At 53.5% G+C, this 13,588-nt stretch carries 12 protein-coding genes and 1 riboswitch; of the genes, 3 read left to right on the top strand and 9 right to left on the bottom strand.

Annotation, left to right across the window (positions count from 1 at the left end; translation table 11 throughout):
* Positions 1-68 precede the first annotated feature (68 nt).
* The 4 genes from RHP47_RS04710 to RHP47_RS04695 form a co-directional block, all read right to left on the bottom strand.
* Positions 69-956: a hypothetical protein gene (locus RHP47_RS04710; protein ID WP_286668985.1), complete on the bottom strand. Its 888-nt coding sequence runs from the start codon at positions 954-956 to the stop codon at positions 69-71.
* 144 nt (positions 957-1,100) lie between these two features.
* The gene (glyS, locus tag RHP47_RS04705; protein WP_310841176.1) at positions 1,101-3,284 is read right to left on the bottom strand and encodes a glycine--tRNA ligase subunit beta; all 2,184 of its coding nucleotides are present in this window, start codon (positions 3,282-3,284) and stop codon (positions 1,101-1,103) included.
* 12 nt (positions 3,285-3,296) lie between these two features.
* The gene (locus tag RHP47_RS04700) at positions 3,297-5,444 is read right to left on the bottom strand and encodes a polyribonucleotide nucleotidyltransferase (protein WP_310841173.1); all 2,148 of its coding nucleotides are present in this window, start codon (positions 5,442-5,444) and stop codon (positions 3,297-3,299) included.
* A 70-nt stretch (positions 5,445-5,514) separates the two neighbouring features.
* Entirely contained in the window at positions 5,515-6,540 is a 1,026-nt protein-coding gene (locus RHP47_RS04695; protein WP_149818641.1) for a hypothetical protein, read from the bottom strand.
* Positions 6,541-6,741: 201 nt separating this feature from the next.
* On the opposite strand from RHP47_RS04695, the gene RHP47_RS04690 reads away from it, so the two are divergent.
* The gene (locus RHP47_RS04690; RefSeq protein WP_190278228.1) at positions 6,742-7,131 is read left to right on the top strand and encodes a hypothetical protein; all 390 of its coding nucleotides are present in this window, start codon (positions 6,742-6,744) and stop codon (positions 7,129-7,131) included.
* Between the two features lie 33 nt (positions 7,132-7,164).
* Positions 7,165-8,061 carry a 2-carboxy-1,4-naphthoquinone phytyltransferase gene (gene menA, locus RHP47_RS04685; protein WP_310841172.1) on the top strand — a complete coding sequence of 299 codons (897 nt, stop codon included), beginning with the start codon at positions 7,165-7,167 and terminating at the stop codon, positions 8,059-8,061.
* Here the strand turns inward: menA and RHP47_RS04680 are convergent.
* The 5 genes from RHP47_RS04680 to metE all read right to left on the bottom strand — a co-directional run bounded on the left by RHP47_RS04680 (position 8,049) and on the right by metE (position 12,481).
* On the bottom strand, positions 8,049-8,315 hold the full coding sequence (locus RHP47_RS04680) for a DUF5340 domain-containing protein (protein WP_149818636.1): 267 nt from the start codon (positions 8,313-8,315) through the stop codon (positions 8,049-8,051). The genes menA and RHP47_RS04680 overlap by 13 nt on opposite strands.
* A gap of 44 nt (positions 8,316-8,359) precedes the next feature.
* Positions 8,360-8,866, bottom strand: coding sequence for a GNAT family N-acetyltransferase (locus tag RHP47_RS04675; protein ID WP_226972042.1), 507 nt, complete (start codon positions 8,864-8,866; stop codon positions 8,360-8,362).
* Between the two features lie 171 nt (positions 8,867-9,037).
* Entirely contained in the window at positions 9,038-9,694 is a 657-nt protein-coding gene (locus RHP47_RS04670; RefSeq protein WP_310841171.1) for an NAD(P)H-dependent oxidoreductase, read from the bottom strand.
* Between the two features lie 128 nt (positions 9,695-9,822).
* Complete coding sequence (locus RHP47_RS04665; RefSeq protein ID WP_310841170.1) at positions 9,823-10,059, bottom strand: His/Gly/Thr/Pro-type tRNA ligase C-terminal domain-containing protein; 237 nt, start codon at positions 10,057-10,059, stop codon at positions 9,823-9,825.
* A 169-nt stretch (positions 10,060-10,228) separates the two neighbouring features.
* Entirely contained in the window at positions 10,229-12,481 is a 2,253-nt protein-coding gene (gene metE, locus RHP47_RS04660; protein ID WP_310841169.1) for a 5-methyltetrahydropteroyltriglutamate--homocysteine S-methyltransferase, read from the bottom strand.
* A 290-nt stretch (positions 12,482-12,771) separates the two neighbouring features.
* Positions 12,772-12,917: riboswitch (cobalamin riboswitch) on the bottom strand.
* A gap of 151 nt (positions 12,918-13,068) precedes the next feature.
* On the opposite strand from metE, the gene RHP47_RS04655 reads away from it, so the two are divergent.
* Positions 13,069-13,512, top strand: a complete 444-nt coding sequence (locus tag RHP47_RS04655; protein ID WP_149818627.1) for a SufE family protein — start codon at positions 13,069-13,071, stop codon at positions 13,510-13,512.
* Positions 13,513-13,588: the final 76 nt, after the last annotated feature.

Here is a 13,588-nt window from a genome sequence, read left to right as displayed (position 1 = left end):
TAAGTTGTTGTTGGCAGTGCAACAAATTTACAAAAATTTACAACACCTCGACAAGCCATGCCTTGGCGCTAGTTCAATGGTGGGTTGGGCGATCGCCGAACCGGGCGAAAGGAGGTCGGACGCGGCGAACTAGGACGCTGAGGGCGCTGGGGACGGGCTGGCCGTGCCTTGGCTTTCTTGGGCTTCTTGATTTTGCGGGGGGGCAGGATACCGACGGTGGTTGCCTCCTGAACTACTAGACTGGTTCCCTGTCGCTGCACTTGAAAGTCCCAAAAGTAGCCCGGCGACTTCATGGGTACCGTTCCCACTAGTTTCAATTTGAAGGCTTTGGGTTTTTCCCCTCGCCGACGCGGCAACTGTTGAATTTTAACGACGACAAAGTTCTTTTCTTGGGAGTTGAAGATCACTTCTCCGCGTACAGAAAAGTAGCCGTCATTGACGCCGGGATCCGCTGCTGTGGCATTGGCCTGTTGCAGGCGCTCCGGTTCCCATACGCCCACAATTTGCAGGTGCAGTTTCACCGCTTCTTTGTCAACGTCGCGGGTGCGGGGATAGACCACCCAGAGGTGGGGTTCATTCAGGTCGAGATATTTTTTAATCAGGTTTATCACCTGCCCCAAGAGGACGGTTTCAATTTCCACGCCATCCTCGGTTATCATCACCCCGCGGTTGAACTCCGCCTCCGAAGCGGGTACATAGCGACCGCGTACAACTCCGATCGCCCGATATTGCATCCGTTCACTGGGGGGTGGGATCGGCTGGGGACGGGAAGGAAGATCTTCTGGCTCAGGAATGGGTTCTTCAAGAGCCGCGTTGAACTTGGGCGGTGAGCTACCCGCTGCCGCAACACCGAGAATTTCTGGGCGAGATTTGGTTTCTAACTCAGGGGAAGGCGTTGGCGGAGTCGCTGGGGTCTTCTTGGCGCGGGGGCGCTTGGCCGGGGGTTCAGCAGTCATGGTAATTCTCGCAAACAGTCTAAACACCAATTGAGCGCCTGTTCAGATGAACAGGCCACGGCAATTCTCAATTGGGGTACTCTCAATTATGCGTTGCCGCTGTGAGCTAAGCAACACTTTTGTTCCTGCCAAAAGTTGTGAGAACTATGAGCTGGATGCAACGCTCTCGATTTGGACGATCGCCCCAAAATCGCCAATAATGGCTGCACAATTGCGCAACAGACCAAGGAGCGCTAAGCGATTGGCACGCACGGCTGCATCCTCTGCCATCACTAGGACACTTTCCTCGCCATCGAAGAAGCGACTGACAATGGGGGCAAGGGAGACTAAAGCAGCCACAATTTCCCCATAGGCACGCTGCCCCTGCGCCTGTTGCACCCTTGGCAAGAGGTCCTTGAGAGCGGCATAGAATTCCTTTTCAATGGGGGCTGCGAGGTGCTTGGCCTTGACAGCGCGGATATTCAGGCAGTCTGTTCCTAGGGTGCCCTGACGTGCCAAACGCGCGGCACGATTGACGGTGGGGTAAATGGCCATGAGTTCACCGGATTGGCGCAGTTTTTGGAGAAATTGGGCGCGATCGCGGGCATCAACCACATCCCTAAGGGCACGAGTCTGCAACTCCGCCTGATCCTCTGGAATGACGGCATTCACCAAGTCATACTCAATGCCGAGTTCTTCTTGCAGTAAGGTTCGCAGCCGTTGGCTAAAAAACTGCCGCAGTTCCTGCTCTAAGTCAGCGGCACTGAGCTTGGCGGCAAATTGGCGACAAAAGGCTTGGGCAGACTCCTGTAGCAGAGCGAGGAGATCCAAGTGATGTTCCCCCTGCCAGAGAATGGTGATCACGGCATTGGCAGCCCGCCGTAGGGCAAAGGGATCTGATGACCCCGTGGGACACAGGCCGATGCCAAAGAGGCAGACTAGAGTATCCAAGCGATCGGCGAGTCCCACCACCTGACCCGTGAGACTTTGGGGCGGGCGATCGCCCGCAAAACGCGGCAGATAATGTTCAAAAATCCCCGTGGCCACCGCTGGCGCTTCCCCGGAGACCGTGGCATACACTTGCCCCATGTAGCCCTGCAGTTCCGGAAATTCCCCCACCATCTGCGTTACTAGATCCGCTTTACACAGGCAGGCCGTGCGTTCAATGGCAGCAACGTCCGCAGCCGCACAATTTAAGGCGGTGGCAATTTGGCGAGCTAGTGCGGTTAGCCGTTCCACTTTGTCGGCCATGGATCCCAATTCATCTTGGAAGGTAACCGTGGCTAGTTTGTCACGATAGTGCTCTAGGGGCTGTGCCGTATCCACCTTGTAGAAGAACTCGGCATCCGCTAGGCGAGCACGAATCACCCGCTCATTCCCAGCACGAATCAAGGGGGTGGCCGCAGGGTCGCCATTGCTAATCGTGATGAATACAGGGAGCAGCGCTTGGCGAGTGGCATCGGTGTACACGGGAAAATACCGCTGATGGGACACCAATACGGTGGTAATCACCTCAAGGGGCAGAGCCAGAAACCGCGCTTCAAAACTGCCGAGAACCGCCGTGGGCAATTCCACCAGATGGGTGACTTCCTCCAAAAGGGGCACCTCTAAATCCACCCATCCCCCCGCTTCCGCAGCAAGGGCAGCAATTTGCTCGCGAATCCGTTGCTGGCGAACCTCTGGATCCACCAAGACTCCCGCCGTTTCAAGGGCAGCTTCATAGTCTTGGGCATGCTTGAGGACAATAGCCCCTTGAGAAAGGACACGATGGCCATAGGTGGTGCGATCGCTGGCAATGCGCACGGAATGGCTCTCCAAGACCAAGGGCAGCACCTGATCCTCCCACAGCAGCACTAGCCAGCGAATGGGACGCGAAAACCGCAAATCCCCATCCCCCCAGCGCATGAAGCGGGCACCCTCAAGGGCGGCAATCCACTGTGGTGCCAACTCGGTCAATCGTTGGGGCGTCGGTTGGCCGGGGCGAACTTGCTTGAGATAGACCACCTCCCCTTTTTCCGTGGGACGGATTTCAATTTCCTCAAGACGACCTTGGCGCGATCGCAGGAACCCCAATAGGGCAGGGGTAGGTTCCCCCTCCCGAAAGGCCACGCTGGCCGCTGGCCCTTTGATTTCAATTGCTTGATCGGGTTGCTGGGGCGGTAACCCCTCAATCAGTACGGCTAAGCGGCGCGGGGTTGCCCAGACTTTGACTTCCCCCTCCAGTCCCTGTTCCTTGAGGGTTTGGGGAATCAGGGTGTGCCACTGGCGCAGGGCACTACTGACAAAGCGGGCGGGGAGATCCTCGGTTCCCACCTCCAAGAGGAACGTATGCGGTGATGACTTGGGCATGGTGACCATGGGCTAGACAACGGAGCTACTGCGGGCGGCTTCGGCCTCGTCGGGATGAATACCAAGGCGGGTCAGGTTAATGCGGCCTTTGCTGTCCACCTCACGAATTTTGACCACAATTTCATCGCCAATTTTCACTTCGTCCTCAACTTTGCCGACGCGATATTCCGCCAACTGGGAAATGTGGATCATCCCCTCCTTGCCGGGGAGAAACTCGACAAAAGCACCGATGGGAATAATCCGCGTTACCCTGCCGAGATAAACGTCACCGGCGTTGAGCTTTCGCGTCAGACCCTCAATGGCCGCCCGGGCTTGCTTGGCGTTGGTTTCATTGGGGGCAGTAATGGTGACCAGCCCTTCTTCACTAATGTCCACCTTGACGTTGTATTGCTCAGAGATACCGCGCACGGTTTTACCCCCGGGACCAATGACAAGGCCAATCATATCGGGGGGAATTTGCAACGTCAGCAGTCGTGGCGCACTGGGGGGCAGTTGGGGACGGGGTTTGTCCAGCACCGCCAGCATTTTCTCAAGGATATGGAGCCGTGCCGGACGTGCCTGTTCGATTGCCTGTTTGATCACCGACATCGGCAAGCCAGTAATTTTCATGTCCATTTGCAGGGCGGTAATGCCGCTATCGGTGCCGGCCACCTTGAAATCCATGTCGCCAAGGAAGTCTTCAATCCCCTGAATGTCGGTGAGGATGCGCACCTCATTGCCCTCCTTGATCAGCCCCATGGCCGCCCCACTGACGGGTTTACGGATCGGTACCCCGGCATCCATCAAGGAGAGGGTGGAACCACAAACGGATCCCATGGAGGTAGAACCATCGGAAGAGAGCACCTCCGACACGACGCGAATCACATAGGGAAACTCCTCTTTGGGAGGAATGACCGGTTCGAGGGCACGCTCGGCGAGGGCACCATGGCCAATTTCCCGCCGCCCGGGCGATCGCAGGGGTTTGACTTCACCCACAGAGTAGGGGGGAAAGTTGTAGTGGTGCAGATAACGTTTGCTGTCCTCGGGATGCAGATCATCAAGGGCTTGGGCATCAGCAGGAGAACCGAGGGTGGTTACAGACATCACCTGCGTCAAGCCGCGATTAAAGAGGGCACTACCATGAACCCGCTCTGGCAGAACCCCCACCTCACACCAAATGGGGCGCACTTCATCGAGACGGCGGCCATCCACTCGCACCCCTTCTTCAATAATCTGCTGCCGCATGAGTTTTTTCGTCACGGCCTTAAAGAGGGTAGGCAGGGCTTTGGGGTTTTCCGCTGCCGCCACAGCCACTGGGTGATCTTCGGGCAGAGCCGCAATGTCTTGGGCGATCGCCCCTTGCACCTCATCGAGGGCAGCATCGCGAACATTTTTGTCCTTTTCAAAGCGTTTGAGAATGGCTTTGACCGGTTCAACGGCGCGATCGTAGATGAAGTTTTCCAAGGTGGGGTCGATCGCCGGCGGTTCCACTTTGACGATATCAAGACCCAGTTCCTTGAGGAGATGCCGCTGCGCTTGAATCAGGTCTTGGATGACCTCATAGCCAAAGTCAATGGCTTCAATCATGTCGGCTTCGGGCAGCTCATTGGCACCGGCTTCCACCATCACCACGCCATCGGGAGACCCGGCCACGACCAGATCTAAGCCACCGCGCTCAATTTCTTTGTAGGTGGGGTTGATAATAAACTCATCCCCCACAAGGCCCACCCGCACTGCTGCCATTGGACCATTAAAGGGAATTTGCGCTAAGAGGACAGCGATCGAGGCTCCCGTTACCGCCAATACATCGGGGGGAACATTTTCATCCAAGGAAACCGTCGTGGCTACTACTTGCAGATCATCGCGCAACCATTGGGGAAAGAGGGGGCGCAGCGGCCGGTCAATCAGGCGACCAATAAGAATCGCTTTTTCGGGGGGACGACCCTCACGCCGTAAAAAACCGCCGGGAATCCGCCCAGCGGCATAGAGGCGCTCTTCGTAATCCACCACAAGGGGTAAAAAATCAATGCCTTCGCGAGCAGCGGCACGATTTGCCGTCACTAGGACAGCTGTTTCCCCCGAACTAATGAGAATGGAACCGGCCGCTTGGGGGGCAAATTTTTGCAATACTACCTTAATATCCCGTCCATCTAGGGGGATAATCTTTTCTAGACCCTTCATTGGCGTTCTATTTTGTCCTTCTTCCTATTCCTTTCTCTCTACTAGGATAGCCGCTTCTGCCACTCATCCGCTAAAGTTCAAGGATTAGCCGTGTGCCCCCAAGGACGGCAAGACTGGGGGTGGCTGTCCAGCTTTGGGTTAATAAAATTTGTATCAGTTCTGCCGATCGCCGGCTGCTGGGGCTGTCCTGTAACCCCAAATAGAAACTGGCAGAGTGGTGGCTATCTTGACCGAGCACTTTCAGCAGATCATCGGCGTAGTGAATGGCTTTTTCCATCTGGGTTTGCAAGTTAGTCCATAAATCCACATTGCGGAGGTTGCTCAGGGTTTCGGCCACCACATCTTGACGGTGTTGAATTAGGATGGTTCGCGGCTGTAGCTCTGGCGGCAAATCCGCAAAGAAAATGGCCGGGCCATAGCCAATGAGATGCACCATCTCCATCCATTTCGTTTGCGGCAGCAGCAATTGCCGCACAATGTGACAGGCAAGGGCAGTAATAATTAACCCTTGACTATGGGCGACAAGGTACAATTCGGCTCCCGCCTGTAACCCCTTGACGATTTCATAGGCCAACCGCAGGGTGGGACGCGGCGCACCGGCTGGAAAGGCACCGTAGAGATACTGGGCAAAATCCCCCCAACCTAATTTTTGTAGGAACGATAGGTCAAGGAGTTTCGTTAAGTCAGCGGTGCTGTTGATATCGAGGGGGCGCTGTTGCAGTTGGCTCGGTTGGGCGATCGCCAGAATATCCGCATCATCGGTCAGATCTTGAGTCACCAGTTGGCCAAGAAGTTTAGCATACTCATAGCGGCGATCCTTGCTGGGGTCTGGGGCTGGGGTCTGGGGCCAAAAACGATAGAGTTCTGCCTTACCGAGGAAACTTTCCAAAAGATCTGCTTGGAAACCATGGGTCTGATTGTGAATGCCGCGAACTTCTAAAGGATAAGTCGCTGTGAGTTCGGCAAGGCGGTTCAAATCCCGCCGTTGCTTGGCGCGATCGCTCCCTATCCCATTCACATGGAGTAAACGCCGCCGTAGGGGGACGCTCAGGGGGTTGTCGGGCAAAATAATCGTACCGTCTAGGGGAGAGGTCATAGGGAATTTGGAAAGTCTAATGAGAGAATTTGGTGAAACTCAATAAAAGGCGGCTAAATTGTGATCATCGTCACAGTCATTCTATCGGGGGATGAGTCATACTAAATAGTGACTCAGTACTATCCGAGTCATCAACAGGGAACACACAACGAGCCGACAGACTGTAAGTAAGTTTGTCGGTTTTTTTTTGGAATTTCAGTCATGCCCCACAAAAAGATCACGCTTCGTTTAGATGCTGAACTCTATGGCCAACTCCAACGCTGGCAAGTGCAGCAGGGATGCGGTTCCCTTAGTGAGGCAATTCGTAAAATTTTGCAACAATCTCTTCAGCCGACGGAGATGGCCTGTCCCACGGTTTTGCAGCGCCTGAGTACCCTAGAACAGCAAGTGGCCGCCCTTGAACGCCAACTGTGCCCGCCTCAACCCACTATCGAAACGCTGACGATCGCGGAGCTAGAGCGACTGACTCGCCCACAACTGGTGGCCTTAGCGCGGGACTTGGGCATCTATAGCTATAAGCTGAATAATCCAGCGTTGCGGCAAGCCATTTGGGCAGCGAAACAAGCGATCGATGGGCACAAGCGGCAATGATATGCTGACGAAGGTGACTCAAGTGTAGGTGAGATGGCTAGTCCGTCAGAATCGATGGATCGCTCCCGTTTGTGGTGGGCGGCGATTAAGCTTCCCATGTACAGTGTGGCTGTGATGCCGATTTGGCTGGGCACAGCGGTGGCGATCGCCGAAACGGGAAGGGTGCATTGGTGGCCGTTTGGTTTGTTTCTAACAGCAGCCGTACTCATTTTGGTCTGGCTGAATCTCAGTAATGATGTCTTTGATGCCGAAACGGGGATCGATCGCCACAAGTACCATTCGGTCGTCAATCTCACGGGCAAAAAGCAACTCATCTTCTGGCTGAGCAACCTCTGCTTACTTTTGGGGCTACTGGGGATTGTGGCCATTAGTTGGCTGCAACAGGATGCAACGGTTTTAGGGTTGGTATTACTCTGCTGCGCCCTAGGCTATAGTTACCAAGGTCCACCCTTTCGTTTGGGCTATTTGGGTTTGGGAGAGCCAATTTGTTTTATCTGCTTTGGGCCGCTGGCGATCGCTGCTGCCTACTATAGCCAAGTGCAAACCTTTAGCCCTAGTATTTGGCCAGTGGCTATCCTCAATGGTCTGACGACAACGCTGATTCTCTTTTGCTCCCACTTTCACCAAGTGGCCGATGATCTAGCCGCTGGCAAACGTTCGCCGGTCGTGCGCCTAGGGACGGCTCGCAGTGCTCAACTGGTCTATGGCGCCTGTGGCGTCTTTTATGCTCTCTTAGTGGCCGCTGTCCTCTGGGGAATGCTGCCGTGGCCAACACTGCTGGCTTTGAGTTCACTGCCTTGGGCGATTTATTTGTGTCAGCGGATGGCGCAATTTCACAGTGTCCCTGAGCAGATCAAGAACTCGAAATTTATTGCGGTGCAACTGCACTTTTGGAGTAGCTTGCTCTTGGGATTGGGTTACTTGCTCTGAGCTGGGGGGCGATCGCGATTCAGCGACCATTGGTACTCCACACTGCCACCCCTCAATTGCCATTCCTCCTCAAACTGCTTTTGTAGCCGCAGGGCTTTGCGTAGATGAATAGCAGCGCTATGGAGTTGCTGGTAACCACTGGAGTGGGGAGGGAGGGCGGGCAACGAGACCTGTTCCAAAATTTGCAGCACTAGCTCGTAATGGATGTGGGCAGGAACAGGAATCTCATCTGAGGGGGCAGAAGAAAGAGTCACCAAGGCAGACACCTCCAAGGAACGACTATCTAGATTTCAGCTTTCTAGCGGCGGCGGGGACGGCGATAGGTCAACCGCTCGGAGCGATCGCGCTCGTAGGCAATCAGCCGGCCATAGATTTCGTGCTTGGTTAAGTTTAACGAAAAAAAGACATGCCGCCGCGGATTGCCAAAACCCTTACGGGTAAAAAACTTTACTGCGGGCGTGTTGGCCGGATCGGTATCCACCAGCATAAATCGCGCCCCCTCCTCAATCATCCGCTCGATGAGCTTATCCACCAGCTTATCGGCAATGCCCCGCCGCTGATAGTGGGGATGCACCCCCAGCCAGTTAATGTAGCCATACACCCATGGGGCTTTGCTAATAATGGTGCCCAAGATGAACCCGACCACCTGAGAATCCGCCTCGGCCACCAGACAGTATTCGGGATCGGTGTTATAGAAACCAATGACCTCCCACTCATCCCAGATGCGATAGAGCGAGGGATACAGATCACTGGTGAAGAGTTCCTCGCCAAGGTGAAACACGGGGGCAATGTCATCAATGCCCATCTCGCGAATAATGATGTTAGTGGGTTCAGAGCGCTCTTCTTCTTTGGCGGGAACGATTTCTAAATCAACTAAATTGTGGTCAATGGGATCATCGGTGTGCAAAGACATACAAAGGCGAGTACCGAGCTATTTCTAGCTTAGCCTATGTCCAGCGGGGTCAATTCGTGAACCTTAGCGCACTTCCACGACTGCCTCTAGGGGATAGCGTACCTTGGGCAAAGTCGCATAGTTGTCATCGGCCGCTCGATAGCCCGCTGCACATAGAACGACGGCATGATAACCTTGGGTAGGTAGACCGAGAAGGCGATCATATTCTTGGGGCAAGAAACCCTCCATCGGGCAGGTGTCAATGCCCAGCAGCGCCGCCGTCACCATAAACTGACCCAAAGCAATATAGACTTGGCGGGTTGACCATTCATCAACATTGAGGGGGTAGGGGGGTGACTGCAAAAAGCCCTTGACCAAGTCCCCATACTTTTGCAGATTTTCCACTGCGGTTTGGTGGACTTCCGCTTGCCGTGCAAGGTAGCGATCGACGTCCGTAGCATTGAGATTGGTTTTAATGGCAAATACCACTAAGTGGGAGGCATCCACCACCTGCCGTTGATTCCAAGTGTGGGGGAGCAGGGCTTGGCGTAGCGCAGGCGTCTCAATGACGTAAAACTTCCACGGTTGCAGGCCAAAGGAAGAAGGAGCCAGTACCAGACTTTGTAGAAGTGTTTGCCACAGATCCACAGGAATTTTGCGATTGGGGTCAAATTTCTTCGTGGCGTAGCGCCATTGCAGTTGTTGCAAAACCGTTGTTGGTGAAATCGGTGTTTCAGTCATTCTGTTCCCTAGAGAATTGATTAGAGCGATTACCCAAAGGGTACGCTACGCGATCGCGAGAACCACTCGCCGCTCATTTTGACAAACTATTAAAGGTGAGGTCAACTGCCCTGTAGATCAATTGCCCACTATTGCCACTGAATATCGGCATCCATCGCAGTCATGGCAGAGGTGAGTTTTTCAACCAGTTCCTTAACAGGGAAAGCGCTGACATCTCCTGCTGCACGGGTGCGGATACTTACGGTCTCGCTTTCGACTTCCTTGGCACCGATAATGCCCATCACAGGAATTTTCTGGGTTTCAGCATTGCGGATTTGTTGACCTAGCGATCGCCCGTACGATTCACACTCATGCGGATGTCCCATCAGCCGAGGTCAGGTGCCCCTACCAATCATGGAGCAGGTCTTTAGGCATGGGGCAGCCTTCTTACAAGCATTGCCCCGCTAATCGCAGGAATGGAAACGCAGTTTTGAGTGGTGGAAAAATCCTGCGATTTTAAGGGGGCAACGGTGCGCTGGCAGCAACAACAGATCCTCAGTTGGTAAGACGAGCCCCTCGCAATTGCTGGGCGGCTGCCACCATGTTTTTCAGAGAGGGAATCACCTCCTCCCAGCGACGGGTTTTCAGACCGCAGTCTGGGTTAACCCAAATCTGGTCACTGGGTAGATGGGCGATCGCAGTCTCCAGCTGCTGAACCATCTGCTCAACAGTGGGAACTGCCGGACTATGAACATCATAAACACCATTGCCCACCTGCTGTTGATAGCCGGCATCAGTAATTTCAAACAGCGTTTCATTGTTACTGCGGCTATTTTCAATGGACAACACATCTGCATCTAGGCGCTCGATATGTTGAATAATGTCCCCAAACTCCGAATAGCACATGTGGGTATGAATTTGGGTTTCTGGCTTAGCCACACCAGCCGCCAACCGAAACGCATCGACGGCCCAAGCCAAGTACTCCTGCCAACGTTCCGGCTTGAGGGGTAATCCTTCCCGTAAAGCGGGTTCATCAATCTGGATAATCTTTGCCCCAGCAGCTTCTAAATCGGCCACTTCATCCCGTAGAGCCAGGGCAATCTGCATCGCCTGTTCGCTACGCGGAATATCAGTGCGGGTGAAAGACCAGTTAATCATTGTTACCGGCCCCGTCAGCATACCCTTGACGATTTTTTGTGTCAACGATTGCGCCACCTTAAACTCTCGCACCGTCATTGGCTCGGTTCGCGCTACATCCCCATAAATAATGGGTGGACGCACACAGCGACTGCCATAGCTTTGCACCCAGCCGTGTTCGGTAAAGGCAAAACCAGTAAGCTTCTGGCCAAAGAATTCCACCATGTCGGTGCGTTCAAATTCGCCATGCACCAATACATCCAAGCCAATTTCTTCCTGCAATCGAATGCATTTGGCAATTTCAGCATCAATTGCTGCTTGGTACTCCGCAAGGGTAATTTCTCCGCGCTTGAGCTTCACCCGCAATTGCCGCACTTCTGGGGTTTGCGGAAAAGAACCAATGGTAGTTGTCGGAAAGAGCGGTAAGGTGGGCTGCAGTTGGCGGCGTTGTTCATAGGGCATAGCCCGTTTCAGATCGTTGACGGTTAAATTGCGCAACCGCTGTTGTACCACTGGATTCACAGGCCTAAATTCCTTAAAGGCCTGCCACTGGGCTTCAATCTCTGCTAATTGGGGGTGCTGGGCAAGGGCTTTGGGACTCTCCTGCAGCGTCTGGGCCAATAGCACCACCTCATCCAACTTTTGTTCGGCAAAACTCAACACCCGCCGCAATGGCTCTGGTAACTTCACTTCTCGTGCTGCATCGTAGGGGACGAATTGTAAAGAGGCTGAGGGGTGCAACCGGATATTGGTTGTGATACCCTGAATCGCTGCTAAGGTTGACACAACAAGTTCTGGGCAAATTTTCCAAATGTTTCGGGCATCCACAATACCCACCCCCAGCTGTTTATCCCTTGGGAAACTAAACTGCTGCAATAATGCCAAGTTCTGCCCACGGGTAAAATCTAGACTAATGCCGGCTACGGGCAACGTCACCACCCAAGGATAGGCAGCGCCGAGATCATCAAAGTAGGTCACTAGGTAAATCGGCAAGCCAACTTGACAGAGCGCATCAAATGTTGATTCATACAATTCCCTGAAGTTGTTGGTGTCCCCAAAAACCAAGGCAGGTTCGTGGATTTGTACCTCAACCACCCCTAGGTTCTTCAATTCAGCCAACAGGATAAGATAGCGCTCCACTAGGCAAGACAACGCTTCCTCTAGATTCATCTGCAGCCGACTCAGCCGTAGCAGGGTTAAAGGCCCTAGCACCATGGGAACGGCGCGATCGCCCAAGACCTTTTGGGCGCGACCGATGATCCCCAGAAAATCACTAAAGTCTGCTGCCTGAAGAGGCTGACTCATTTCGGGAACCAAGTAGTGATAGTTGGTGTCAAACCATTTGGTCATCTCAAGGGCTGGAATTCCCTCTCGACCGCGAGCCATTGCAAAGTATTGCTCCAACCCTGTAAAGGCTTGATACCGCTGTGGGATGAGGCCGAGGCGGATACTCCAGTCGAGAACGGGATCGTAAAAACTGGTATCGCCAACGCCAATGCGATCAATGCCAGCCTGCAGTTGCGTTTGCCAATTTGCCAATTCAATATCTTGAACCGTTTGTAGTAAATTTTCTTGATTGGATTTACCATTCCAAAAGGCTTCCAATGCCTTTTTCAGCTCGCGATTTTTACCAATACGGGGGTAGCCTAGCGTTGCAGTCTGAATGGTCATTGTTATGGTACCCTGAGTGTTGACAGTTCTCTCAATAGACAATGAAAGCTGGCTGTTTTCAGTCCAACAAGCAGTGCACTTCCAGCATCATCAGCAGAACCTAGCGTGGGTCACTGCAAGAGGAGCCCTTCTCTAGGTGCTTGTAGGTACTTGAAAATCTCCAAAATCACTTGTGCTACAGTAACGGCAGGAACCTTGCCAGAAAAGGGCGGTAGGGGGGGTCTTTACCTAGGCAAATTAATGAAAATTGAAGCATGAAGAACATCATCTGTACCTCGCAGATGTTGGCATAACGACATTCACAACTCGGCGGGCATTCTGACTGAGAGAGTAGTGCCTCTCATCACAGCTGCGGGACAGCGGCAGATTTGCACTGCACTTTCCCCCTTGCGTCTGATGGCTGATCCCCACCAGAACCGAGTAAGTACATTAAAGGCTAACACAAGTTACGAGTTAAGGGTAAGAGCACGGCGGTCTATTGGCATGAAAAGCTGCCCCTAGGTTGACTGCTGCCGTTATTGTGCAACTGCTGAGGGTAAAATCAGAAATGGTTATCATTTTTCTCAGCAGCGTTCTTCTAAGTCAATATGCCCTCTGCCTGCCAGCCTTTACCGGCTTCCCTCGATCGCATTGTTCAGCGGTTCCAACAGATCTCAGATCCAAAGCGGCGCTATGAATACTTGCTGAGCTTTGCAAAGCGCCTGCCGCCATTTCCTGAGGAGCAGAAGGTCGCCGCCAACCGCGTGCCCGGCTGTGTCTCCCAAGTGTACGTGACGGCTTCTTTAGAGCAGGGCAAGGTGATTTTTCAGGGGGATTCTGACGCTCAGGTAACGAAGGGATTGGTGGGGCTATTGGTTGAAGGGTTGAGTGGGTTGACACCTGCAGAAATCCTGCAGTTAAAACCTGACTTTATTCAGCAAACCGGACTAAATGTCAGCTTAACCCCCTCGCGAGCCAATGGCTTTTACAACATTTTTCGAACGATGAAAGCCCTAGCGTATCACTTGGCCGAGACTTCGTGTCACACTTAAAGCCTCAGCTGATGGGACTACAGCAGCAAAAGCTGGACTGGTTGCTAGAGAACACCTTTACGAAGGAGGATAATCC

It is taken from the genome of Thermosynechococcus sp. QKsg1 (assembly GCF_031586415.1).
GTDB lineage: Bacteria > Cyanobacteriota > Cyanobacteriia > Thermosynechococcales > Thermosynechococcaceae > Thermosynechococcus.
The sequence above is the reverse complement of the archived record's forward strand: the minus strand, read 5'-3'. Positions and strand labels throughout refer to the sequence as shown.

What these genes read in the sequence shown, in the direction of transcription:
- RHP47_RS04665 (WP_310841170.1), bottom strand. Translation starts at nt 10,059, where the DNA reads ATGGGACATCCGCATGAGTGTGAATCGTACGGGCGATCGCTAGGTCAA.
- RHP47_RS04710 (WP_286668985.1), bottom strand. Translation starts at nt 956, where the DNA reads ATGACTGCTGAACCCCCGGCCAAGCGCCCCCGCGCCAAGAAGACCCCA.
- metE (WP_310841169.1), bottom strand. Translation starts at nt 12,481, where the DNA reads ATGACCATTCAGACTGCAACGCTAGGCTACCCCCGTATTGGTAAAAAT.
- RHP47_RS04695 (WP_149818641.1), bottom strand. Translation starts at nt 6,540, where the DNA reads ATGACCTCTCCCCTAGACGGTACGATTATTTTGCCCGACAACCCCCTG.
- RHP47_RS04675 (WP_226972042.1), bottom strand. Translation starts at nt 8,866, where the DNA reads ATGGGCATTGATGACATTGCCCCCGTGTTTCACCTTGGCGAGGAACTC.
- RHP47_RS04700 (WP_310841173.1), bottom strand. Translation starts at nt 5,444, where the DNA reads ATGAAGGGTCTAGAAAAGATTATCCCCCTAGATGGACGGGATATTAAG.
- glyS (WP_310841176.1), bottom strand. Translation starts at nt 3,284, where the DNA reads ATGCCCAAGTCATCACCGCATACGTTCCTCTTGGAGGTGGGAACCGAG.
- RHP47_RS04655 (WP_149818627.1), top strand. Translation starts at nt 13,069, where the DNA reads ATGCCCTCTGCCTGCCAGCCTTTACCGGCTTCCCTCGATCGCATTGTT.
- RHP47_RS04670 (WP_310841171.1), bottom strand. Translation starts at nt 9,694, where the DNA reads ATGACTGAAACACCGATTTCACCAACAACGGTTTTGCAACAACTGCAA.
- menA (WP_310841172.1), top strand. Translation starts at nt 7,165, where the DNA reads ATGGCTAGTCCGTCAGAATCGATGGATCGCTCCCGTTTGTGGTGGGCG.
- RHP47_RS04690 (WP_190278228.1), top strand. Translation starts at nt 6,742, where the DNA reads ATGCCCCACAAAAAGATCACGCTTCGTTTAGATGCTGAACTCTATGGC.